At 70.2% G+C, this 22,493-nt stretch carries 23 protein-coding genes and 1 pseudogene; 14 read left to right on the top strand and 10 right to left on the bottom strand.

From position 1 onward, the window contains the following. The 3 genes from ACFXGJ_RS17760 to ACFXGJ_RS17770 form a co-directional block, all read right to left on the bottom strand. On the bottom strand, window positions 1–1,980 hold a 1,980-nt coding region (locus ACFXGJ_RS17760; protein WP_378622534.1), incomplete at its 3' end, for a helix-turn-helix transcriptional regulator. A gap of 58 nt (window positions 1,981–2,038) precedes the next feature. After that, window positions 2,039–2,641, bottom strand: coding sequence for a suppressor of fused domain protein (locus ACFXGJ_RS17765; protein WP_378622537.1), 603 nt, complete (start codon window positions 2,639–2,641; stop codon window positions 2,039–2,041). 10 nt (window positions 2,642–2,651) lie between these two features. After that, window positions 2,652–3,278, bottom strand: a complete 627-nt coding sequence (locus ACFXGJ_RS17770; RefSeq protein WP_378622542.1) for a TetR/AcrR family transcriptional regulator — start codon at window positions 3,276–3,278, stop codon at window positions 2,652–2,654. A gap of 170 nt (window positions 3,279–3,448) precedes the next feature. On the opposite strand from ACFXGJ_RS17770, the gene ACFXGJ_RS17775 reads away from it, so the two are divergent. The 3 genes from ACFXGJ_RS17775 to ACFXGJ_RS17785 are packed head-to-tail and all read left to right on the top strand — an operon-like array spanning window position 3,449 to window position 6,774. Continuing rightward, the gene (locus ACFXGJ_RS17775; RefSeq protein WP_378622545.1) at window positions 3,449–4,648 is read left to right on the top strand and encodes a phosphotransferase family protein; all 1,200 of its coding nucleotides are present in this window, start codon (window positions 3,449–3,451) and stop codon (window positions 4,646–4,648) included. After that, the gene (locus ACFXGJ_RS17780; protein WP_378622548.1) at window positions 4,645–5,805 is read left to right on the top strand and encodes a hypothetical protein; all 1,161 of its coding nucleotides are present in this window, start codon (window positions 4,645–4,647) and stop codon (window positions 5,803–5,805) included. Before ACFXGJ_RS17775 ends, ACFXGJ_RS17780 begins: the two co-directional genes overlap by 4 nt. Before the next feature lie 33 nt (window positions 5,806–5,838). Next, entirely contained in the window at window positions 5,839–6,774 is a 936-nt protein-coding gene (locus ACFXGJ_RS17785; RefSeq protein ID WP_378622550.1) for a tyrosine-protein phosphatase, read from the top strand. 71 nt (window positions 6,775–6,845) lie between these two features. Here ACFXGJ_RS17785 and fgd read toward each other — a convergent pair whose 3' ends face one another. Together fgd and ACFXGJ_RS17795 are read right to left on the bottom strand one after the other, a co-directional pair. Further along, window positions 6,846–7,853 carry a glucose-6-phosphate dehydrogenase (coenzyme-F420) gene (gene fgd / locus ACFXGJ_RS17790; protein WP_378622553.1) on the bottom strand — a complete coding sequence of 336 codons (1,008 nt, stop codon included), beginning with the start codon at window positions 7,851–7,853 and terminating at the stop codon, window positions 6,846–6,848. Between the two features lie 117 nt (window positions 7,854–7,970). After that, the gene (locus tag ACFXGJ_RS17795; protein ID WP_378622588.1) at window positions 7,971–8,315 is read right to left on the bottom strand and encodes a YidH family protein; all 345 of its coding nucleotides are present in this window, start codon (window positions 8,313–8,315) and stop codon (window positions 7,971–7,973) included. Window positions 8,316–8,492: 177 nt separating this feature from the next. On the opposite strand from ACFXGJ_RS17795, the gene ACFXGJ_RS17800 reads away from it, so the two are divergent. From ACFXGJ_RS17800 to ACFXGJ_RS17810, 3 genes are all read left to right on the top strand, one after another. Then, complete coding sequence (locus ACFXGJ_RS17800; protein ID WP_378622555.1) at window positions 8,493–9,017, top strand: C40 family peptidase; 525 nt, start codon at window positions 8,493–8,495, stop codon at window positions 9,015–9,017. An 80-nt stretch (window positions 9,018–9,097) separates the two neighbouring features. Then, on the top strand, window positions 9,098–9,574 hold the full coding sequence (locus tag ACFXGJ_RS17805) for a VOC family protein (protein WP_378622558.1): 477 nt from the start codon (window positions 9,098–9,100) through the stop codon (window positions 9,572–9,574). Between the two features lie 95 nt (window positions 9,575–9,669). Continuing rightward, a complete protein-coding gene (locus ACFXGJ_RS17810) occupies window positions 9,670–10,431 on the top strand; it encodes an HAD-IIA family hydrolase (protein ID WP_378622591.1) in 762 nt (253 codons plus the stop codon). 136 nt (window positions 10,432–10,567) lie between these two features. Here the strand turns inward: ACFXGJ_RS17810 and ACFXGJ_RS17815 are convergent, their stop codons facing one another. Next, window positions 10,568–11,791, bottom strand: a complete 1,224-nt coding sequence (locus ACFXGJ_RS17815; protein ID WP_378622560.1) for an O-succinylhomoserine sulfhydrylase — start codon at window positions 11,789–11,791, stop codon at window positions 10,568–10,570. Continuing rightward, entirely contained in the window at window positions 11,788–12,204 is a 417-nt protein-coding gene (locus ACFXGJ_RS17820; RefSeq protein ID WP_378622562.1) for a rhodanese-like domain-containing protein, read from the bottom strand. Before ACFXGJ_RS17820 ends, ACFXGJ_RS17815 begins: the two co-directional genes overlap by 4 nt. Before the next feature lie 361 nt (window positions 12,205–12,565). On the opposite strand from ACFXGJ_RS17820, the gene ACFXGJ_RS17825 reads away from it, so the two are divergent. From ACFXGJ_RS17825 to ACFXGJ_RS17835, 3 genes are all read left to right on the top strand, one after another. After that, window positions 12,566–13,933, top strand: a complete 1,368-nt coding sequence (locus tag ACFXGJ_RS17825; protein WP_378622565.1) for an FAD-dependent oxidoreductase — start codon at window positions 12,566–12,568, stop codon at window positions 13,931–13,933. A gap of 89 nt (window positions 13,934–14,022) precedes the next feature. Next, a complete protein-coding gene (locus ACFXGJ_RS17830) occupies window positions 14,023–14,757 on the top strand; it encodes an amidohydrolase family protein (protein ID WP_378622567.1) in 735 nt (244 codons plus the stop codon). 80 nt (window positions 14,758–14,837) lie between these two features. Beyond that, on the top strand, window positions 14,838–15,266 hold the full coding sequence (locus tag ACFXGJ_RS17835; protein ID WP_378622569.1) for a hypothetical protein: 429 nt from the start codon (window positions 14,838–14,840) through the stop codon (window positions 15,264–15,266). 9 nt (window positions 15,267–15,275) lie between these two features. Here the strand turns inward: ACFXGJ_RS17835 and ACFXGJ_RS17840 are convergent, their stop codons facing one another. After that, window positions 15,276–15,662 carry a VOC family protein gene (locus ACFXGJ_RS17840; RefSeq protein ID WP_378622572.1) on the bottom strand — a complete coding sequence of 129 codons (387 nt, stop codon included), beginning with the start codon at window positions 15,660–15,662 and terminating at the stop codon, window positions 15,276–15,278. Between the two features lie 121 nt (window positions 15,663–15,783). Between ACFXGJ_RS17840 and ACFXGJ_RS17845 the strand changes: the two genes are divergently transcribed. Both ACFXGJ_RS17845 and ACFXGJ_RS17850 read left to right on the top strand, forming a co-directional pair. Beyond that, window positions 15,784–16,893, top strand: a complete 1,110-nt coding sequence (locus ACFXGJ_RS17845; RefSeq protein ID WP_378622574.1) for a CaiB/BaiF CoA transferase family protein — start codon at window positions 15,784–15,786, stop codon at window positions 16,891–16,893. Between the two features lie 144 nt (window positions 16,894–17,037). Then, a pseudogene (locus tag ACFXGJ_RS17850) lies at window positions 17,038–18,037 on the top strand (hypothetical protein). A gap of 5 nt (window positions 18,038–18,042) precedes the next feature. On the opposite strand, the gene ACFXGJ_RS17855 reads toward ACFXGJ_RS17850, so the two are convergent. Then, window positions 18,043–19,530 (bottom strand): PLP-dependent aminotransferase family protein, encoded by a 1,488-nt coding sequence (locus ACFXGJ_RS17855; RefSeq protein ID WP_378622576.1) that lies wholly within the window; start codon window positions 19,528–19,530, stop codon window positions 18,043–18,045. 61 nt (window positions 19,531–19,591) lie between these two features. Between ACFXGJ_RS17855 and ACFXGJ_RS17860 the strand changes: the two genes are divergently transcribed. Next, on the top strand, window positions 19,592–19,825 hold the full coding sequence (locus tag ACFXGJ_RS17860) for a hypothetical protein (RefSeq protein WP_378622579.1): 234 nt from the start codon (window positions 19,592–19,594) through the stop codon (window positions 19,823–19,825). 62 nt (window positions 19,826–19,887) lie between these two features. Here the strand turns inward: ACFXGJ_RS17860 and ACFXGJ_RS17865 are convergent, their stop codons facing one another. Further along, window positions 19,888–20,217: a UBP-type zinc finger domain-containing protein gene (locus tag ACFXGJ_RS17865; RefSeq protein ID WP_378622594.1), complete on the bottom strand. Its 330-nt coding sequence runs from the start codon at window positions 20,215–20,217 to the stop codon at window positions 19,888–19,890. A gap of 66 nt (window positions 20,218–20,283) precedes the next feature. Between ACFXGJ_RS17865 and ACFXGJ_RS17870 the strand changes: the two genes are divergently transcribed. Then, a complete protein-coding gene (locus ACFXGJ_RS17870) occupies window positions 20,284–21,882 on the top strand; it encodes a Na+/H+ antiporter (RefSeq protein ID WP_378622581.1) in 1,599 nt (532 codons plus the stop codon). 19 nt (window positions 21,883–21,901) lie between these two features. Continuing rightward, the gene (locus ACFXGJ_RS17875; protein ID WP_378622583.1) at window positions 21,902–22,441 is read left to right on the top strand and encodes a methylated-DNA--[protein]-cysteine S-methyltransferase; all 540 of its coding nucleotides are present in this window, start codon (window positions 21,902–21,904) and stop codon (window positions 22,439–22,441) included. Window positions 22,442–22,493: the final 52 nt, after the last annotated feature.

Here is a 22,493-nt window from a genome sequence, read left to right on the forward strand (position 1 = left end):
CTCGTACATCGGCCCGAACACCGCCACATGGCGGCCGTAGCGCTCCTCCCCCGCGGCGGCCACGGCCGCGGCGTCGGCGCCGCGGCCGAGCACCGAATACGCATGCGCCAGAAACGGATACGCCGGGAAGATCCAGGAGATGGCGGAGCCGGTGTCGCCGACGGTGAGCGCCGCCATCGCCTGTTCGAGCCGCCGCGCCGCGTCCGCGAACCGCCCGCGAGCCAGGTCGACCGACGCGAACAGGATGTTGGCCTGACCCCATCCCAGGTACCGACCGGTCGTGGCCGAGTAGTCGAGGTACCGCTGGGCCCGTCGCTCGGCGGCGTCGAAGTCCCCGGTCAGCACCAGTGCCAGGATCGGCCCCATCGCCGCCGGGTACCGGGTCAGCCCGTCCACTTTCGTCATCACGGTATCGCCGCGGGCGGCCAGCGCCGCGACCTCCGTACCCCGCCCGGAGAGCGCGAGCGCGAGGCCGCCGGCGAAGCTGGCCCACTCCTCCGCCCACGGCGAGAGGTCCGGCTCGGCCAGCACCGCGTTCGCGTCGGAAAGCCCCTCCCCGAGCCGGTTCTCGAAGACGGCGCAGGTGGCGCCCAGCCCGCGGACCACCAGCGCCGCGGTGGGGTCGGTGGCCCGCAGGCGGAGTGCCGCGAGCACCTCGTCGGCCGCGTCCGCATCGCCGCCGGACCAGAACAGGTTGGCGATCCGCGTCAAGCCCCACCGCACCAGTTGCCGCTGGTCGAGCTGGTCGGGGTCGAATCGGCTCAGCAACGCCTCCACCTCGGCCACCCGGCCCTGCCACAGCAGCGCCCGGGCCAGCATGTTCGAGGGTCCGAATCCGCCACCGCGGTCGACCGCGGCACGCGCCAGCCGTTCACCGAGGGGCACGTTCGCGAGCGCGATGGCGTCCTTGGCCGCGGCGACGAGGAGTTCGGCGTCCGGGATCTGGTCGCTGTCGAGCGCCAACTCTGCGAGCCGGATCCGGTCGCTGGGCCCTGCGACCGGATGGGTCCGCAGAGCCTCGACCAGATTGCCGCGCAACCGCCGGGCCGCGGCACGCCCGACCCGGCGGCGGACCACCTCGCTGAACATCGGGTGGTTGTACCGGACCTCGACCTTCGAACCGTCCTCGACGATCTGGATCAGCCCACGCTGCTCGGCGTCCTCGACGGCGTCCGCTCCGGCCAGGTCGCCGAGGGTGTCGAGGGCCAGCGGCTCGCAGAAGGTCAGCAGTTCGAGCACCCGCATCACGTCCTGAGGCAGGTGTTCGATGCGGTCCTCGAGCAGTGACGCGAGCTCCGAGGTGATCGCCGCCCGGCCCCGCAACTGCCACACCCCGCGCCGCTCACGCAATGTTCCGGCCTCCAGGGCCCCCTCCACGAGGTGGTGCAGGAACAGCGCGTTGCCGCCGGACGCCTCCCACATCAGCTTCGCGCTCAGCCCTTCGAGCGGCCCGCCGAGCACGGACTCGATGAAGGCGACACTCTGCTCGCGGGTGAAGGGGGTCAACTCCAGGCGCATCAGGTGCCCGTCCTTCCACAGCGACGTGACGGCGTCCGGGGTGGACTCGCCGCTGCGGACGGTCGCGACGATGTGCGCCGCCCGGTCGATCGCCAACTGGTGCAGGAAGGTCGCCGAGAGCTGGTCGAGCAGGTGTGCGTCGTCGACCCCGATCACCACGGGTTCGCCGTCGCCGAGCAGGGCCTCGCGGGCCGCCGACATGAAGGCCACCGGGTCCCGGGACGTGGTCGAGCCGACGAGATGTGCGAACACCCCGAGCGGGATGCTGCGGGCCGACTCGGTACCTGCCACCCAGCGCACCTCACCGGGGACCGACTGGGTCGCGACCCGCGCGAGGGTGGTCTTGCCGACTCCGGCGTCCCCCGTGAGAACGACCCCACACGCACCGGCGTCGGAGGTCAATGCGGACTTCAGCGTTTCGAATTCGAGCTGCCGCCGAATCAGCGGCCAAGGCCGATTCATGATCAAAAGCCTATGCCCGCGACCGGCGGAATTCAGCGTTTCACGGGGGTTCGCCCGGTCAGACCACCGACGCGCGATCGATGTCGGACACGTCGGCGCCCGCCGACTCGAGCCGCCCGAACAGCTGCTCGGTGCCGTGGGTGGAGGCGAACTGGAGCTCGGCGTCGCTGATCGGGACGGCCTGCAGCCAGGTGCTGACGGCGTCCTCGTGGTCGACCAGGATCTCGAGCTCCGGCCAGATGAACGGGACCACCAGCAGCACGTGCTTCATCACCCGGTCCGGGTCTGCCTCACGGATTGCGTTGGGGACAATCGTGTTCGGCGTGACGTGGAAGGATCCGGAGGCGACCGCGAAGGCACACTGGGCGAGCACGTCGGCCATCGTCCGGTAGTCGGCGCGGCCGACCGTCACCAGCTCCGTGTGGATCGGCCTGCCGTCCGCGGTGGTGACGTTGGTGGGATACCGGGACAGGTCGAGGGTCGCGTACGAGGAGAAGCCGGGCCCCGGGCAGTCGTCGCCGACGGCGACCGACACCTCGTCCGGCGCCTGGCCGTCGCTCTCCTCGTCGACGGCGGCCCGGAACCTCAGCACCCGGGGCAGCCCGCCGAACACCTCCCCGATCCGGCGCGCTGTTTCCCTGACCGAGTCGCTGGCATCCATGCGCGGAAGCCTAGTGCTCCGGGTGCGGCAGGATTCCGTGCAGGACGATGTCGGTGAGGGCGGCAGCGAGGGACTCGCTGTCCTCGACGTCACGCATGGACAGCGCGAAGATCGCGGTGCCCCCCAGGATGTCGAGCAAGGTGTCGGCGTCGACGCCGGCGCGGATCTCGCCGCGCGCGATGGCGTCGCCGAGACGCCTCGCCAACTCGGTCCGGACCCCGGCGAGCTGTCGCTCGATCAGAACCCCGCGTAGCGACTCGTCGGACCGCAGTTCGTTCATCAGTCCCGGCGCGGCCGCTCGCGTCGCCGGCGCACTGAACAACGCGACCGCGCCGTAGACGAGGTCACGCACCTGGTCGGCCATCGCGCCCTGGGTACCGAGTTCGGCATCGATGTCCGCGTCACGGTCGGTGTCGAGCACCGGGTAGACCGCGTCGTTGACGATGTGCGCCTTCGACGGCCAGCGGCGATAGATCGCCGGGCGCCCCACGCCGGCCCGGGTGGCGATCGCGTCGACGGTGACCCCCGCGTATCCCTTCTCCACCAGAAGTTCCCGGGTAGCTTCCAGCACCGCCTCGTCGATCGCCGGATTCCGCTGTGGCCCGAGCCTGTGCTTCGCCGCCCGTTCCTTCGACATTCTCCAAACCCCTTGCATAGCCCTGTGACGGCCGTTACATTGTGTCACGGCTTTGTCGTTACATCTTGTAACGACACGGTTTCGGTGCCACCGCCCCCCGAACACTAGCCGCGTCGCTTCTGCCCGACCTGGGCGGACGCAACCCGGCCGTCACATCACGAGGACTGGTCATGGAATCACCACTGGACACCACCCCCCGGGAACCGGAACCCGACTACTCCGAAATCGCCCGCCCGGGCGAATCCCGGAAGGACCCGGAGCAACTGCGCGTCCGATTGCAGGAATGGCTCGACTCGATCCTCGAGTCCGACGCGGCGCCCGAGGTGACCGCGGTCGAGGTTCCCGCAGCGAACGGCATGTCGAACGAGACTGTGCTGTTCAGCGCGACGTGGTCCGACGCAGGGCAGCGATCCGAGCACCACCTGGTCGCCCGGATCGCGCCGTCCGCGTCCGCGGTGCCGATCTTCCCGACCTACGACCTGGACCGGCAGTACCAGGTCATGCGCGCGGTGGCCGAGCACTCGTCGGTACCCGTTCCGCGGGTGTACTGGTCCGAGACCTCCACCGAGCCGCTCGGCGGCGAGTTCTTCGTGATGGAGCGCCTCGACGGCGACGTTCCGCCGGACGTCATGCCCTACACGTTCGGGTCCTGGCTGTCGGAGGCCGCGACCGAGGACCAGCGCCGCCTGCAGGACACCTCGGTCCATGTCCTCACCGACCTGCACGCGATCCCCGAACCCGACCGTCGCTTCGCGCTGCTGCGGCCCGCCGGCACTGATCCCCACACCCCGCTCACCGCGACGGACGGGCTGCGCGCCCACATCCGGGAGCAGCGGAACTACTACGAGTGGGCGACCGGCGACGGGCCCCGCTCGCCGCTGATCGAACGGGGCCTCGACTGGGTCGAGGCCAACATGCCGGCACCGGCGGGGCCCGCGGTGCTGTGCTGGGGCGACTCCCGGATCGGCAACATCATGTACCGGGACTTCGCGCCCGCCGCCGTCCTCGACTGGGAGATGGCTGCCCTGGGCCCCCGCGAGCTCGATCTCGGCTGGATGATCTACCTGCACCGGTTCCTCGACGACCTGGCCTCGCTCGCCGGACTGCCCGGCCTGCCGGACTTCATGCGCCCGGCCGATGTCGTGGCGGAGTACCGCGACCACACCGGCCACGACGCCCAGGACATCGAGTTCTACACGCTCTACGCGGCGCTGCGTCACGCCGTCGTCATGTTCCGGGTGCAGACCCGCACCATCGCGTTCGGGCAGGCACCCGCACCGGCCGACCCCGACGACATGATCCTGCACCGCGCCTCGCTCGAGGCGATGCTCGACGGCACGTACTGGTCGGGCATCGGAGTGCAGCTGTGACCCTCTCGCCCCTCGACGACTATCCCGTCCACCAGATCGCCGAGACCGTCCGGCACGTCGGCACCTCGGACCGCAACTTCTACGACCGCTACTACTTCAACTGCCACCCCGGCGTCGACTCCGAGGATCCGCTGTTCCTGATTGTCGGACTCGGCCAGTACCCGAATCTCGGCGTGTGCGACGGGTTCGCGGTTCTGCGTCGCGGCGACGACCACATCGTCTTCCGCGCCTCCCGGGCTCTCGGGGACGACCGGATGGACCTGTCGGTCGGACCGCTGCGGATCGAGGTGCTCGAGGGTCTGCACCGGCTGCGGGTGGTCCTCGACCCGAGCGACGAGGCCCCCGACCTGTCGTTCGACCTCGAGTTCACCTCCGACGTGCCCGCGAACCTCGAGGCCCGGCACTTCCACCGGCAGCTCGAACGCGTCACGTTCGACACGCAGCGCTTCGTGCAGACCGGGTCCTGGCAGGGCGCACTGACCGTCGACGGGGAGACGATCCCGGTCACCGAGGACCGGTGGCGTGGCAACCGCGACCGCTCGTGGGGGGTTCGCCCGGTCGGCGAAGCGGAACCGCCGGGGCGCCGAGCGGATCCGGTGATCGCGGCGACCCAGAGTTTCTTCTGGATCTACTCGATCATGCAGTTCGACGAGTTCTCGGTGATCACGGTGATCCAGGAGGATGCCGACGGCCGGCGCATCGTCGAGGACGCCACCCGGGTGTGGGCGGACCGCACCCGGGAAGCGCAGTGGCTCGGGCGTCCCGAGCACGACCTGCGTTTCGTGCCGGGCACCCGCGAGGTGGCCACGTCGACGCTGCGGTTCCGCCGTCCGGGCGAACCGGGCGGGCCGGACGAGGTCGTCACCGTCACCTGTGAGCCGGTGCTGCCGCACTACCTCGGGGTCGGCACCGGGTACGGCCTCGAACAGGACTGGCGGCACGGCATGTGGCAGGGCGACCTCGTCGTCCAGGGGTTGCGCGAGAAGGTCTCCGACATCGAACCCTGGAAGAAGATCCTCTGCCCCGTCGACAACCTCGCCCGCTTCACCCTCTCGGAGGGCGGCGACACCCACACCGGCGCGGGCCTGTTCGAGATCGGCGTCATCGGCCCGCACCGCCGCTACGGCTTCACGGGCCTCGCCGACGTCGCCCCCTGATCGTCCACATCTCCACCTGGAGAAAGGTTCCACATGTCCACTCGCACAATGAAGACCTTTGCCGCAGCACTGCTCACCGGCGGACTGCTGCTGTCCGCGCCGACCGCGGCCGGCGCGCTCGACCTCGGCCCGCTCGGCGCCCTCGACACCGGCTCCCTCGGCACGGGCTCGCTCGGCCCGGAGACCCCGAACCTCGCCGACACTCCGCGCCTCGCCACCGTCGCCAACTTCCGCGACGTCGCGGGCAACACCGGCGCCGGATACGCGGCCGCGAACGGACACCACCTCAAGCGCGGCGTGATCTACCGCTCCGACGCACCGACCAAGACGTCCGAGGCCGACCTGGCGACGTTCACCGCACTGGGTGTCGCCGACGCGTACGACCTGCGTGGCCAGTCCGAGATCTCCAACCCGCTCGTCGGCGGCGTGGACAAGCTCCCCGCCGGCACGCAGTACAAGAACGTGCCGATCGACTTCTCGAACCTGATCCAGCTCGCGCAGACGATCACCTCGCCGCAGCAGGGCGCCCAGTTCCTGGTGGACACCAACAAGTCCTTCGTCACCGACGCCGCCAAGCGGGCCCAGTTCGCCACGGTCCTGACCGACATCGCGAACAACGACGGAGCCCAGCTCTTCCACTGCACCTCCGGCAAGGACCGCACCGGCTGGACGGCGATGCTGCTGCAGTCGCTAGCCGGGCTGCCGCAGCAGACCATCATGGACGACTACCTGCTGAGCAACACCTACCTCGAGCAGAACAATCAGAAGATCCTCCAGCAGATCACCGGCGCGCTCGGCGCACAGGCCGCGACCAACCTGACCCCGGTCCTCGGTGTCGACGCCAGCTACCTGCAGGCCGGTCTCGACCAGATCACCGCGGACTACGGCACGGTCGGCAAGTACCTGTCCGAGGGCCTCGGGCTCGACGCCCCGACGCTCGCGAAGCTGAAGGCCAAGCTCGTCGCCTGACCTACCAGCTCGCCTCGCACCCCTGGCCCCGGATCCGGCTGCCCTCGCCTGGATCCGGGGCCAGGCCCATCTCAGGCCAGCGCGCGCAGCCGCGGGGCGAGGTCGCGCTCGAACAGGTCCAGGAACCGGCGCTGGTCGTGCCCCGGCGCATGGAAGACCAGGTGGTTCAGCCCGGCGTCGACGTACTGCTTGACCTGCTCGACCGCCTGGTCGGGGTCCGAGGCCACAATCCAACGCTTGGCGACCTGCTCGATCGGCAGCGCGTCCGCGGCGGCCTCCATCTCGATCGGGTCCTCGATCGAGTGCTTCTGCTCCGGCGTCAGCGACAGCGGCGCCCAGAACCGGGTGTTCTCCAGTGCCAGTTCGGGATCGGTGTCGTAGGAGATCTTGATCTCGATCATCCGATCGATGCCCGCGACGTCGCGGCCGACCTTCTCCGCGCCCTCGGTCACCGCGGGCATCAACTTCTCGGTGTAGAGCTCCATGCCCTTGCCCGAGGTACAGATGAACCCGTCACCCGCCCGCCCGGCGTAGCGGGCCACCACCGGACCACCCGCCGCGACGTACACCGGGATCCCGCCCTCGGGCACGTCGTAGATCGAGGCACCCTTCGTGGAGTAGTACTCGCCCTCGAAGTCGACCCGGCCGCCCTTCCACAGTTCGCGCATCAGCTGCACCGACTCGCGCAGCCGCGCGAACCGCTCCTTGAACTCGGGCCACTCGCCCGCGTAGCCGGTCGCGATCTCGTTGAGCGCCTCGCCCGTCCCGACACCGAGCATGATCCGCCCCGGGTACAGGCAGCCCATCGTCGCGAACGCCTGCGCCACCACCGCCGGGTTGTACCGGAACGTCGGGGTCATCACCGAGGTCCCCAACTGCAGCGTCGTCGTACGCTCCCCGACCGCCGTCATCCACGCGATCGAGAACGGCGCGTGACCGCCATTGTGCCGCCACGGCTGGAAGTGATCCGACACCGTCGCCGAGTCCATCCCGTGCGCCTCGGCCAGGACGGCCAGTTCCACCAGCTCCCGCGGACCGAACTGCTCCGCCGACGCCTTGTACCCGAGCTTGAGAGCCACCGTTCCTCCTCGTGGAGTGATACCCGATTCGTGACAGTCGTTTCGAGACTGCCGTTCTCGCGAACCTAGCCAAACCCGTACACCCGCCACCCGGCGGGTCCCACGGACCGCGAACGGTCAGTGCACGGCGCCGATCACGGTGACCACCGCGGCGAAGCCGGCGACCGCGGCCACCACCACCGCGAACACCCACAACTCCCGTTCCTCGGGCATGGGTGCGCCCCGCTCGAGGGCGTGCCGCACCTGCACCCACCGTCGCAGTCCCACGATCGGAGCGGCGACGGCAAGCAGGATCATCACGGTGCCGAGCAGGGTGCGGACCCACGACGTGCTGAACTCGGGCACGAGGTGCACCATCGCGATCCCACCCGCCAGGAAGCCGAGCGAGGTGCGCATCCAGGCGAGGAAGGTGCGCTCGCTGGCGAGGGTGAAGCGTTCGTCGGGCCGGGAGTCGGGATCGATCGGGGCGTCTGCCACCCGTACATCCTCACACCACGGCACGCATCACGCTGGGTCGTTCGACAACAGGCGATGACACTTCGAGGCACACTGACATGTGATCTGTAACACTGCGTAGTCATTTCGTGATCCACCAAGTGCAGCGATCTTCTTCGAAGCCGACGGACAAGGACACATCACATGGCCCCCTCCAGCTCGAACCGCAGCAGACGCACACTCCGAACCGCAATCGTCGCGGGAGCACTGACCGTGTGCGCCCTCGCCCTGCCCGCCGCGCCGGCCATGGCCGTCGGCAGCGACGGCAGCAGCTCCGGGAGCGCGGGCGGCAGCGCGGTGATTCCCCTGCCGATCTCGAGCCCGGCGGGGCTGATCGCGCTGGCGGCCGCCACCTCCCAGTCCGGCAAGCCGTACCTGTGGGGCGGCACCGGGCCGAACGCCTGGGACTGCTCCGGCCTCACGCAGTGGGCCTTCCGGCAGGCCGGAATCAGGCTGCCGCGGGTCAGCCAGGACCAGGCCTGGGCCGGGACGCCGATCCCGTTCGCCGCGATGGCGCCCGGCGACATCGTCACGTTCCGTCCCGAGAACGACCACGTCGGCATCTACGCGGGGTTCGGCCAGGTGTTCAACGCGTACGGCGCCGGAGTGCCGATCGGGCTCACTCCGCTGTCCGACCTCCCGCCGATCAACCAGATCCGCCGCTTCTGACGTCGAGGGCGATGAGTTTCGCCGGGCGGCCGGGTCTGCATCTGTGAGTCGTGTTCCGCCCGCCCGAAAGGACTGAGCTCATGCAGAAGATCACCCCTTGCCTGTGGTTCGACTCGCAGGCCGAAGAGGCAGCCCGGTTCTACACGTCGGTCTTCGAGAACTCGTCGATCGGTGGGATCAGCCAGTACGGCGAGGGCATGCCGATGCCCGCCGGAACCGTGATGACGGTCGCGTTCACGTTGAACGGGCAGGACTTCACCGCGCTCAACGGCGGACCCGAGTTCGCGTTCACCGAGGCGATCTCCTTCCAGGTCGACTGCGCCGACCAGGACGAGGTCGACGAGTACTGGGAGGCGCTCACCGCCGACGGCGGTCGGGAGTCGCAGTGCGGGTGGCTCCAGGACAAGTTCGGGCTGTCGTGGCAGATCGTGCCGTCGGTGCTGCCCGAGATCTTCGGCGGACCCGATCCGGCCGGCGCCCAGCGGGCGGTCGCCGCGATGATGCAGATGCGCAAGCTCGACATCGGCGCCCTGCGAAAGGCGTACGCCGGGGAGTGACGAACACGTCGTGCGCCCGATCCGCGAGTCCACCGACCGGCGCGCACAATTGACGGGTGAACCCGACACAGCAGAGCTCCGGCTGGACGTACCTGATGGACATGGACGGCGTGCTCGTCCACGAGGATCACCTCGTTCCCGGTGCCGACAAGTTCCTCGCCGAACTCCAGCAGTCGGGCACGCCGTTCGTCGTGCTGACCAACAACTCCATTCGCACCCCGCGGGACCTGCGGGCCCGCCTGGTCCAGACCGGCCTGGACATCCCGGAGAAGTCGATCTGGACCTCGGCGCTGGCCACCGCGACGTTCCTGTCCAACCAGCGCCCGGAGGGCAGCGCGTACGTCGTCGGGGAGTCGGGGCTGACCACCGCCCTGCACGACATCGGGTACGTGCTCACCGACAAGGACCCGGACTACGTGGTGCTCGGCGAGACCCGCACCTACTCGTTCGAGGCGATCACCACCGCGATCCGGCTGGTCGAGCGCGGCGCCCGGTTCATCGCCACCAACCCCGACGCGACCGGACCGTCGCGGGAAGGTTCGCTGCCCGCGACCGGGTCCGTCGCCGCGCTGATCACCCGGGCCACCGGCCGCGAGCCCTACTACGTCGGCAAGCCGAACCCGTTGATGATGCGCTCGGCCCTGCGGGCCATCGGGGCGCACTCGGAGAACACCCTCATGATCGGCGACCGGATGGACACCGACGTCGTCTCCGGGCTCGAGGCCGGGCTGCAGACGATCCTGGTGCTCACCGGCATCTCCACCCGCGAGTCCGTCGAGATGTTCCCGTACCGGCCGACACTGGTGCTGGACTCGGTGGCCGATCTCGTCGGACGGACCCAGGATCCGTTCGGCTGACCCCGACCACTTCCCCACCGTCCCATCGGTTCAGCCCGGCCGAACCAATGGGACAGTGGGGAGATCGGCGACCTTCAGCACCGACACCGACCGTGAGAAACCTGTCGACACAGCCGATCTCGCTGTCCGTCCGCCGCTAGCGCAGCGCGTTCTCCAGGTCGGCGAGCAGGTCCTCGACGTCCTCGAGCCCGACCGACAGCCGCACCACCCCGTCGGTGAGCCCGACCGCGGCCCGACCCTCCGGACCCATCGCCCGGTGGGTGGTCGTCGCGGGATGGGTGATCAGCGACTTGGCGTCGCCCAGGTTGTTGGAGATGTCGATCACGCGCAACGCGTCGAGCACCTCGAACGCGCGCTTCTTGCCCTCGCCCTCGGGTGCGTCGAGTTCGAAGGTCACCACGGTGCCGCCGCCGCTCATCTGCGCCTTCGCCAGCTCGTACTGGGGGTGCGACTCGAGGTACGGGTACTTGACCCACCGCACCGCGGGGCTGGCCTCGAGGAACGTCGCGATCTGCAGCGCCGAGTCCACCGAGTGCCGGACCCGCAACGGCATGGTCTCGAGCCCCTTGAGCAGCGTCCACGCGTTGAACGGGCTGAGCGCGGGGCCGGTGTGCCGCATCAGGTTCTGCACCGGACCCTCGATGTAGTCCTTCGGCCCGAGGATCGCGCCGCCGAGCACGCGGCCCTGCCCGTCGATGTGCTTGGTGCCGGAGTACACCACGATGTCCGCGCCGAGATCGAGGCTGCGCTGCAGGAGCGGGGTGGCGAAGACGTTGTCGAGCACCACCTGCGCGCCCGCCGCGTGCGCCATCTCGGAGACCCGGCGCACGTCCACGAGGGCCTGCATCGGGTTCGACGGGGTCTCGAAGAACACGGCGGTGGTCGGCACGGACAGCGCCTGCTCCCACTGCTCGAGGTCGTCACCGTCGACGAAGACCGTCTCCACGCCCCAGCGCGGCAGGATCTCGTTGCACACCACGAAGCAGGAGCCGAACAGGCTGCGGGCGGCGACGAGCCGATCCCCCGCCTTCAGCAGCGCGCCGAGCGCGGTGAACACCGCGGACATGCCGCTGGACGTGCCGAAGCAGGCCTCGGCGCCCTCGATCTGGCGCAGCCGCTCCTCGAACATCTTCACGGTCGGGTTGCCGTAGCGGGAGTAGACGAAGTGGTCCACCTCGCCGGTGAAAGCCTGCTCGGCCGCGCCCGCGGACTCGTAGACGAAGCCGGAGTTGAGGAACAGCGCCTCCGAGGTCTCCTCGAACCCGGTGCGCATCACGCCGGCGCGCACGCCGAGGGTGCCGAGTCCGACGTTCGGCGGGAGCTCCTTGCGGAACGCGCCGCCTTGGGGAATGCCGCTCATTGCTGCCTCCAGGGAAGTCCGACCGCGCGCCAGCCGACCGCGCCGCGATGACCGTTCGCGTCGATGCCACCCTCGAAGCCGTCGAGAACGTTGTAGGACGGGCCGATACCGGCCGCGGTCGCCGCCTCCGCGGCGCCGATGGAACGCTGGCCCGAGCGGCACAGGAACACGACCTCACGCTCCTCGCCGCCGGTGATGCCGGCCTCCTTGAGCTGGTCGACGAAGTTGTCGTTGCGGGCGCCGCTGACGCTGACCCACTCGATCAACACCGGGGTCCGGCCCAGTTCGGAGGTGTCGGGCACCCCGACGAACCGCCACTCCGCGTCGGTACGACAGTCGACGAGGACCGCCCCGGGATGCTCGCGCAGCAGGTCCCATGCCTGCTCGGGAGTGATGTCGCCTGCGTAGCTCATGGGAACAGTTTTTCACAACCCCGCGGAGGCGCTCACGCGGCGGCAGCCTCCCCGACCGCGGGCCCCGTCCGAGCATACGGCGGGGCGAACCGGGAAGGGTTTCGCGCAGCGGTGCCGGCAAGGGTTGCGGCCGCGGCCGCCACCGGCAACGCTGCCTTGTCACAACCGTTGCTTGTGGCCCCTCAAACCGGGGTGCCCTAGCGGAGTCGGCCGCCGTGGCGGAGGATCGACTCACGAGGGCCCGGCGAGAGGGCTGCACTCACCAGTTAGGTACGGCTCAGTTTAAGCTGAAGACTCGCCGGTAAGGCTGGTACCAGCACCGAACCGTCCGTCCGCTAGTCGAAGAGGTAGTTCGTTCGAGATGACTGACCAGAATCGTCCGCTCCGCATCGCCATCGTCGGCGCCGGCCCCGCCGGCATCTACGCCGCCGACGCCCTCATGAAGTCCGACACCGCATCGGGCCGCGGCGTGTCCATCGACCTGTTCGAACGCATGCCCGCGCCCTTCGGCCTGATCCGGTACGGCGTCGCGCCCGACCACCCGCGCATCAAGGGCATCATCACCGCCCTGCACAAGGTGCTCGACAAGGACCAGGTCCGGCTGCTGGGCAACATCGACTACGGCACCGACATCACCCTCGAGGACCTGCGCCGCTTCTACGACGCGGTGATCTTCTCCACCGGCGCCAACGCCGACCGCGCGCTGGACATCCCGGGCATCGACCTCGACGGCAGCTACGGCGCCGCCGACTTCGTCTCCTGGTACGACGGCCACCCGGACGTTCCGCGCACCTGGCCGCTCGAGGCCGAGAAGGTCGCGGTGCTCGGCGTCGGCAACGTCGCGCTCGACATCGCCCGCGTGCTCGCCAAGACCGGCGACGAGCTGCTGCCGACCGAGATCCCCGCGAACGTGTACGAGGGCCTCAAGAACAACAAGGCCGTCGAGGTGCACGTCTTCGGCCGCCGTGGTCCGGCGCAGGCCAAGTTCACCCCGCTCGAGCTGCGCGAGCTCGACCACTCCCCGACCATCGAGGTCATCGTCGACCCCGAGGACATCGACTACGACGAGGGTTCCGAGGCCGCGCGGCGCAACTCGAAGCAGGTCGACATGGTCGCGAACACGCTGCAGGACTGGGCGATCCGCGACGTGGGCAACCGCCCGCACAAGCTGTTCCTGCACTTCTTCGAGTCGCCGACGGAGGTGCTCGGCGAGGACGGCAAGGTCGTCGGCCTGCGCACCGAGCGCACCGAGCTCGACGGCACCGGCAACGTCCGCGGCACCGGCAAGTTCAACGACTGGGACGTGACGGCCGTCTACCGCGCCGTCGGCTACCTCTCGCAGAACATCGCCAAGCTGCCGTTCGACGAGCAGGCCGGCACCATCCCCAACGAGGCCGGCCGGGTCATCGGCGACGACGGCTCGCACCTGGCGGGCACCTACGTCACGGGCTGGATCAAGCGCGGCCCCGTCGGGCTCATCGGTCACACCAAGGGCGACGCCAACGAGACCGTCGCGTGCCTGCTGGAGGACTCGGCGAACTTCGTCGGCGCCCCCGAACCCGCCGAGGACGCCGTCACCGCCTTCCTCGAGGGCAAGCAGGTACCCTTCACCACCTGGGACGGCTGGTACCGCCTCGACGCGCACGAGCGGTCGCTCGGCGAACCCGAGGGCCGCGAGCGGATCAAGGTCGTCGAGCGCGAGGACATGCTCCGCGCCTCCAAGAAGTAGTATCGACGGTTCCATCAGCGATGCGGCGTCCGTCCCTGTGATCGGGGCGGACGCCGCATCTCGCTATTGAGACAAGGCATTCTCGAGCGGTGTTTGACGCCCACGTACACATCATCGATCCGCGCTTCGCGCTGGTCGAGAACGACGGCTACCTGCCGGACCCGTTCACCATCGCCGACTACCGCGCGCGGGTCGACGGGTTCGGCGTGGACGGCGGCGCGGTCGTCACCGCCTCGTACCAGGGCACCAACCAGGACTACCTGGTCGCCGCGCTCGAGGAACTCGGCCCCGGCTGGGTCGGGGTGACCCAGCTCCCCGAGGACGCCACCGACGAGGACATCCTCGCGCTGGACCGGGCGGGCGTGCGGGCGCTGCGGTTCAACCTGCGGCGCAGCGCGACCGATGTGAAGCTGCTGACCACGCAGGCCCTGCGGGCGTGGGAGCTGGCCGGCTGGCACGCCGAGTTCTACGTGGACGCCGCGCTGCTGCTCTCCCTCGAACCCGTGTTCAAGAAGCTCCCCGCGGTCAGCGTCGACCACCTCGGCATGTCCACCCGCGGCCTGCCCTACCTGCTGAACCTGGTGGACCGCGGCGTGAAGGTGAAGGCGACCGGATTCGGGCGCGCCACCATCGACGACGTCGGCGACGCGCTGCGACGTATCCACCGGGTCAACCCGGGTGCACTGATGTTCGGCACCGACCTGCCCGGCACGCGGGCCCGCCGCGCGTTCGAGTCCGCCGACCTCGATCTGATCACCGAGTCCGTCGGCGACGACCTCGAGGCGGTGCTGGGCGGCAACGCCCGCGCCTGGTACCGGCTCTAGCGGCTCCGCCGCCTGTGTGCGATCGACCCCCCGGTCGGGGTACCGATCGCGCACGGTTCGCGGCACGTCAGACTGGCGCCATGGAACTGGGGATCGACACCACGCTGACGCTGCTGGCCGCCGGACTGATCTTCCTGCTCGCGCTCGGTCTCGGCGTGTGGAAGTACCGGCAGATGGCGGTCAGTGAGAACCACCTCGCGCACCCCTACGTCGACATCGCCCACCGGGCGGCACTGATGTACTCGTTCGCGACGCTGCTCATCGCGGTGTTCGTCGAGCTGAGCGACTGGCCCACCTGGGTGAACCTGACCGCCGCCGCCGTCGTGGTGTTCTTCTTCGTCTCCGCGATCGGCAGCTACGTCGTCCACGGCGCCGCCCGCGACACCGACAACCAGTTCGCGCACGCGGGGGTCCCGCTGCACCTGTCGATGCTCGCGCTCGTCGTCGGGGAGATGGGCGGGTTCGCGGTGCTGCTCGCCGGATTCGTGCACGGCCAGCTGCCGGCCTGACACCGGGGGCTACCGGGTCGCGGGTGCCTGGTGCAGCGACAGCACGTTGCCGTGCGGGTCGTGGAACCACGCGATGCGGGTCCCGTCCGGGGCCGTCCACGCGTGGCGGTCGTCCTGGTCCATCCCGGGATACCGGGTGAACTCGACGCCCTTGCCGCGCAGGTCGTCGACCGCCGCGTCGAGGTCCTCGACCTGCCACCCGAGCACCGTGTACCCGGGGTCGACCTTGGACTGCACCAGCGTCACCCGGAGCGGGGTTCCGCCACCGCCGTCCACGATCAGCGCGAACGGAGTGCGGTCGACCACCTCGAGTCCGAGCGTGTCGACGTAGAACCTCGACGACACGTCCAGGTCCGTACTGGCCACGAACGCCACGAGACGACCGGGGAACGCCATGAACTCCACTGTGCTCGGCCCACCCCCGCCAGGCAAGGGTCCCGCCCCACGTGACCCGCAGCACACCCGACGGCGGCAAAGGGTTAACGTCTGTCGAGTCAACGTTCCGCCCGCGCTCGAAATGAGGAGAACCGTGTCCGCAGAAGACGTTAGGAAGGGTCCGCTCGCGGGTGTCCGCGTGGTCGAGCTGGCCGGAATCGGACCGGGCCCGCACGCCGCCCTGCTGCTGGCCGACCTCGGCGCGGACGTCATCCGCGTCCAGCGCGCCGGCATGATCCCCGGGGCCGACCAGCGCCACGACCAGACCCAGCGCGGCCGCCGCATCGTCGAGGCCAACCTCAAGGACCCCGCCGACATCGAGGTGGTGCTCGGGCTGGTCGAGCGTGCCGACGTGCTCCTCGAGGGCTTCCGTCCGGGCGTCACCGAGCGGATGGGCCTCGGCCCCGACGTCGCGCTCGAGCGCAACCCGAAGCTCGTCTACGGCCGGATGACCGGCTGGGGCCAGGAAGGCCCGCTGGCCCAGTCCGCCGGCCACGACATCAACTACATCTCGCTGACCGGCGTGCTGCACGCGATCGGCCGCGAGGGTGAGCGCCCGGTGCCGCCGCTGAACATGGTCGGCGACTTCGGCGGCGGCTCGATGTTCCTGGTCTTCGGCATCCTCGCCGCCCTGGTCGAGCGTCAGACCTCCGGCAAGGGACAGGTCGTCGACGCCGCGATGGTCGACGGCACCCTCGCCCTGTCGCACATGATCTGGAGCTTCCGCGGACAGGGAATGTGGTCCGACGAGCGCGGCGTGAACATGCTCGACACGGGTGCCCCGTACTACGACACCTACGAGACGTCGGACGGCAAGTACATGGCCGTCGGCGCGATCGAGCCGCAGTTCTACGCGGTGCTGGTCCAGGGACTGGGGCTCGACCCTGCGGAGCTGCCCGGCCAGAACGACAGGGGTGCGTGGCCGGAGCTGCGCAAGGTGTTCACGGAGAAGTTCCTGTCCAAGACCCGCGACGAGTGGACCGCGATCTTCGACGGCACCGACGCCTGCACCACCCCGGTGCTGACCTTCGCCGAGGCCCCCGAGAACGCGCACATCGCCGCGCGCGGCTCGCTCGTCGAGCTGGACAAGGTCACCCAGCACCGTCCGGCGCCGCGGTTCTCGCGCTCGGAGACCACCATCCCGACCCCGCCGCCCACCAGCGCGGTCGACGCCGCCACCGTCTGGCGGTAACTGCGGCTCCGCCGCAGTGGTGCGGTTACGGAGTCCTCGCACTCCGTAACCGCACCACTGCGCGCCAGCGCATTCATCCACAGGCCGCGCATTTCCCCAGGTCGTCCGCGAGGTCGCCGCGCCCGGTAATGAGACCGTGGCTCGATGGACGGCTCCGACTTCCAGGCGCTCCTCGACGCACAACACGGCATCCTCGACTCTGCGCAACTGCGCCGGTTCGGCTATCCATGGGCTCGCGTCCGTCACCGGGTCGACACCGGCCAGTGGCAATCGGTGCTACACGGTGTGGTGGCGGTGAGCAGCGGACCGCTGACCCGACCGATGATCCTCAGCGCGGCGCTGGTCTACGGCGGCCCGCACGCGATCCTCAGCCATCAGAGCGCGCTCGAACACTGGGGGATGATTCGTGAGCCCGACGGACCGACCCACATCACGGTGCCGCGCAAGAACTCGGCGATCAGCCAGGACCCCCACTCGGACCGCCGCCGCGCACCCGACGGCCGGCGTCGGCGAGGTCCTCCATCCCGGCGTGCAGGTGCACAGATCCCTTGCCATCAAGCACATTCGCGTCGACCACGGGCGACCGGTGTCGTCGGTGGCCGCCGCCGTCGTCGACGTCGCTGTCGCGCAACCGACCGCCCGAGAGGCCATGTCCGCCTTTGTCGCGCTGGCCACGAACGGGCGAATCCCGCTGCGCCTGTTGCGGCAGCAGTTGGAGTTGCGCCGACCTCGACGGTACCGGCGTGCCCTGGGGGATGCGGTCGCGCTCCTCGCCGACGGCGTCCAGTCCGTCCTCGAATACGAGTACGCAACGAATGTCGAACGCGCACACGGGCTTCCGAGCCCCCACCGCCAGGGGCCGGTGGTGGTGGACGGTCGCACCCTCTTCGAGGACGTCGACTACGACGAGTTCGGCGCCGGGCTGACCGTCCGCCTCGACGGTCGCGGCACCCATTCGATGACCGAGGTCGCATTCCGTGACCGCCGTCGCGACAACGCCGCCGAACTGGCCGGTCGCGCCCGCCTGGTGTTCGGTTACCCCGAAACCCACAACGACCCGTGCGGGGTGTACGCCGAGGTGCTCGAAGTCCTGGTCCGGGAGGGCTGGGTGGACACCTCGCACTCCTGCCCGAAATGCGCATAGCGCATTCACACGACCATTGCCGGGAGGTCGCGCTCGACCACCCCGCCGAGCGCACGGTAGGCGGCGGCGACACCCGTCACCGCGGTCCGCAGTTCCTCCTCGCTGCGGGCGTAGGGCAGTCGGACGTAGCGCTCGAACGCGCCCTCCAGACCGAAACGAGGGCCCGCGGCCAGCAGCACCCCGTGGTACGGGGAGGTCGCGGCGAGTGCGGTGGACATCGGCGTCGGCAACTGCATCCACAGCGCCAACCCGCCGCTGCCCGGCGTGCACCGCCAGTCGGGAAGCTCCGCGGCAACCGCGTCGAGCAGGGCGCCGCGCTGACGCCGCAGTTGCGCACGGCGTTCCGGCAGCAGTCGGTCGGCCGCGCCGAGCAGTGACACCGCCGCCAACTGCTCGAGCACCGCGGTGCCGAGGTCGAGCGCGGAGCGCACCGCGACCAGCGCGCTGATCATCGCCGGCTCCGCACGGATCCAGCCGATCCGCAGGCCCGACCAGTACGACTTGGACGCCGACCCGACGCTGATCACCTCGGCCCGGCCGGCGCCGCGGGCGAAGGCCGCGACCGGCGCCGGCGGCTCGATGTCGAGCGCCAGGTCGGACATCGTCTCGTCGATGATGAGCGTCATCGACGTCTCGCGGGCGATCTCCACCAGCCGCGCGCGCCCCGGCTCGTCGAGGCAGTAGCCGGTCGGGTTGTGGAAGTCCGGCACGAGATACGCCAGCTTCGCGGCGGTTTGCCGTGCGCTGCTACGCATTCCGTCGAGGTCCCAGTCCCGTTCGGCGAGCCGGAGCGGCACCGGCACCGGACGGGCACCCGCCCTCTTGATCGCCTCGATCGCGTTGGTGTAGGTCGGGTGGTCGATCAGCACGCGCTCGCCGGGCCCGGCGAGCAGGTCGAGCAGCAGCACCAGCGCGTGCTGGGCGCCGGAGGTGATCATGATCTGCTCCGGCTCGGTCGGCAGACCCCGGCGCCGGTATCGCTCGGCGACGGCCTCCCGCAGCACCGGCAGTCCGGTCGGCTCGAGTCCGTGCCCACCGAGGTACGCGGGCAACGCCTCGAGCGCGGACGCGTAGGCGGCCCGGACCTCCGGCACGTGCGCCGACATCGCCGCACAGGTCAGGTCCACCGGCGGGCCCGCGGCCGGGTCGCCGAACCCGTCCCGCGGCGGCACGGGAGCCCGGCCGGCGACCAGTTCGGGCAGGGCGACCGTGCTGCGCGAGCCCTGCCGGCTGACGAGATACCCCTCCTCGCGCAGCACCGCGTACGCGGAGGTGATCGTGGTGCGGCTCAGTTCGAGCACCGCGGCGAGGTCGCGCTCGCTCGGCAGCGCCACCCCGAGGGGGATCCGGCCGTCGAGAATCAGCAGCCGCACGCTGTCGGCGAGCGCGCGGTAGGCGGGCAGGGCGGCCCGGCGACGACCGGTGAGCCCGTCGTCCTGCCACTTCCCGAGGTCGCGGGCCAGGGTCGTCGCGCCTATCACTCGCACAGCCATGCAGGCCAGTGTCCTGCAACTGGATATTTATTGCAATGCCAATTGGTCGCAGGATGGTCGCATGCTCCCCGCCCTGGTCTTCCTCGTCGTCCTCGCCGTCCCCGTGGCGGCGCACCTGATCGCCCGCCGCACACGCGGCACCGGGCTCTTCCGGATCGAACAGTTCCGGCCGGCCGCGCCGCTGGCCGGGCTGCTACCCGAGGATCACGACGCGGCCCGCGCCTATCGCGACCTGCAGGCCGTCCAGTCCCAGCACGAGTTCGCGACGCTCGCCAATCCGTCACCGCACCACTGACGGAACACGCGACCAGTCCAGTTGAACCCAACTGGACTGGTCGCGGACAGCGCCCGTCCGCGTCAGCCCATCTCCGCGTGCCGGTAGCACCAGCGCCAGACCTCGCCCGGCTCATGCGACCGCATGACAGGGTGCCCGGTCTGCTCGAAGTGCGCAGTCGCGTGCCGGCGGGGGCTCGAGTCGCAGCATCCGACATGCCCACAGGTGAGGCAGAGTCGCAGGTGCGCCCAGTTGTTCTCGCCCAGCGCCGTGCACTCCTCGCAGAGGCCCGGCGTGCGCGGCTCGGGGTCCGGCCCGATGGTGGCCGCCAGCTCGTCGCAGGGCACGACCGTGGCCGCACCCGTGGATGCGAGTCGGATGTGGTCGGCCGCGCGACGGAAAATTCTCTTCATCACCGTCCATCCTGCATGCTGCAGGGTGCGATATCCACGCACCCGACCGCTGGACGGAGAACCGCCGTGAACGTGGCCCTGCTCGCCGTCGCGGTGGCGGCGCTGCTCACCGCCGCGGTCGCGCGGCGCTTCAACTGGTCGGCCCCGCTGCTGCTGGTGCTGGTCGGACTGGCCGGCTCGCAGATCCCCGGGGTTCCCGACACCGCACTCGATCCCGATCTCGTGCTGTTCGCGGTGCTGCCGCCGCTGCTGTACTCGGCCGCGCTCGACAGTTCCTCGCTGGCGCTGCGCCGCAACGCGCGCCCGATCGGGCTGCTCGCGGTCGGCCTGCCGCTGGCAACCACCGCCGTCGTCGGGGCGGTCGCGTACCTCACCATCCCCGAACTGCCCCTCGCCGCCGCGCTGGTCCTCGGCGCAGTCGTGGCCCCGCCGGATGCGGTGTCCGCCGGCGCGATCGGACGGCGCCTCGGACTACCCCGGCGGATCATGACGCTGCTCGGCGGCGAGAGCCTGCTCAACGACGCGACCGCGCTGACGGCGTACCGGGTCGCGCTCGCGGCTGCGATCGGCACCGGCGTGACCCTGATCGAGGGGGTGCGCACCTTCCTCGGCGCCGCGATCGGCGGCGCCCTGATCGGCGTCGGGGTCGGGATCGTCGTCGCCGCGATTCGTTCGCGACTCTCGGATCCGGTGATGGAGAGCGGGATCGGGCTCCTCGTCCCCTTCGTCGCCTACCTGGTGGCCGAGGAGGTGCACAGTTCCGGGGTGATCGCGGTCGTGGTCGCCGGTCTGTATCTCGGCCAGCGCGCGACCCGCGCCGGATACGCGACCCGCCTGCAGGACACCGCGGTGTGGAAGGCCGTCGACGTCGTCCTCGAATCGTTCGTCTTCCTGTTGATCGGGCTGCAGCTGCCGGGCGTCGTGCAGGGGCTCCACGGCCGCAGCGTGGCCGGTGTCGCCGGCGCCTCGGTTGCGGTGCTCGTCGCGGTGATCGTCGTCCGGCTGCTGTGGGTCTACCCGGCGACCTTCCTCCCGCGCCTCCTGTCCGCGCGGATCCGCGAGCGCGAGCCGGCACCGCGCGTCCGGGCGGTGTTCATCGTCGCGTGGTCCGGCATGCGCGGGGTGGTCTCGCTCGCCGCCGCGTTCGCAATCCCGCTCACCGTCAACTCGGGCGGCCCCTTCCCCGAGCGCGAGATGATCCTGTTCATCACCTTCGTCGTGGTGGTCGGCACCCTCCTCCTGCACGGACTGACCCTGCCCTGGCTGATCACCCGGCTCCGAGTCGGCGACGAGGAGGAACGCCGCACCGACGCGGTCGCGCTGGCCGCCGCACAGGACAAGGCCGCGCGGGCGGCGACGGAACTGCTCGACAGTCTGGTCGACAGTCGCGACGGGGACCCCGATGCCGTCCGCCAACGGGCCGCGGAGATCCTGCGTACCTGGAGCGAGCACCGCGCCCACGCGGCATGGGAGCGGCTCGGGCGCAGCGAGGACGAGCTGGGCGAGAGCCCGTCCGCCGCGTTCCGCGCACTGCGCCTGCAGATGCTGGACACGGAGCGGGGCGTCTTCATCGCGGAGCGGGACAACGGGCGGATCGACGACGAGGTGTTGCGGCAGGTGCTGCGCGAACTCGACCTCGAGGAGGCGACCCTCAACCGCGAGTGAGCTGACGCATACTTGACCCGTGACCTCGTTGGGATACACCCTCTTCGACACGCCGATCGGCCGGTGCGCGGTGGTCTGGGGCGAGCGCGGGATCGTCGGAGTCGCGCTGCCGGAGGGCTCGGACGCGCTCACCACGAACCGGGTCTCGCTGACGTTTCCCGACGCGACCGATTCGAACCCCGATCCGGCCACTCGGCGCGCGATCGACGGCGTCCTCGCCGTCCTGACCGGTGAGCCCGATCCCCTCGCCGACGTCGAGCTCGACCTGGCGGCGGTCCCCGACTTCGACCGCCGGGTCTACGCGGTGACCCGCACGATCGCGCCGGGCTCGACCCTGACCTACGGCGAGGTCGCGACCAGGATCGGCAGCCCCGACGCGGCCCAGGCGGTCGGCCAGGCGTTGGGGCGCAACCCTGTTCCGCTCCTCGTGCCGTGCCACCGCGTCCTGGCGGCCGACGGCGGCGTCGGCGGCTTCTCCGCGCACGGCGGCACCGTGACCAAACGGGCTCTGCTGGCACTCGAGCACACACCGGGCTTCGACGACCCGACGCTGTTCTGACGCAACACCGTCGATCCGGGACTCGCCGCACCACCGAAACTGTCTCTTATAC

This window comes from Rhodococcus sp. NPDC059234, assembly GCF_042754225.1.
Lineage (GTDB): Bacteria > Actinomycetota > Actinomycetes > Mycobacteriales > Mycobacteriaceae > Rhodococcus_G.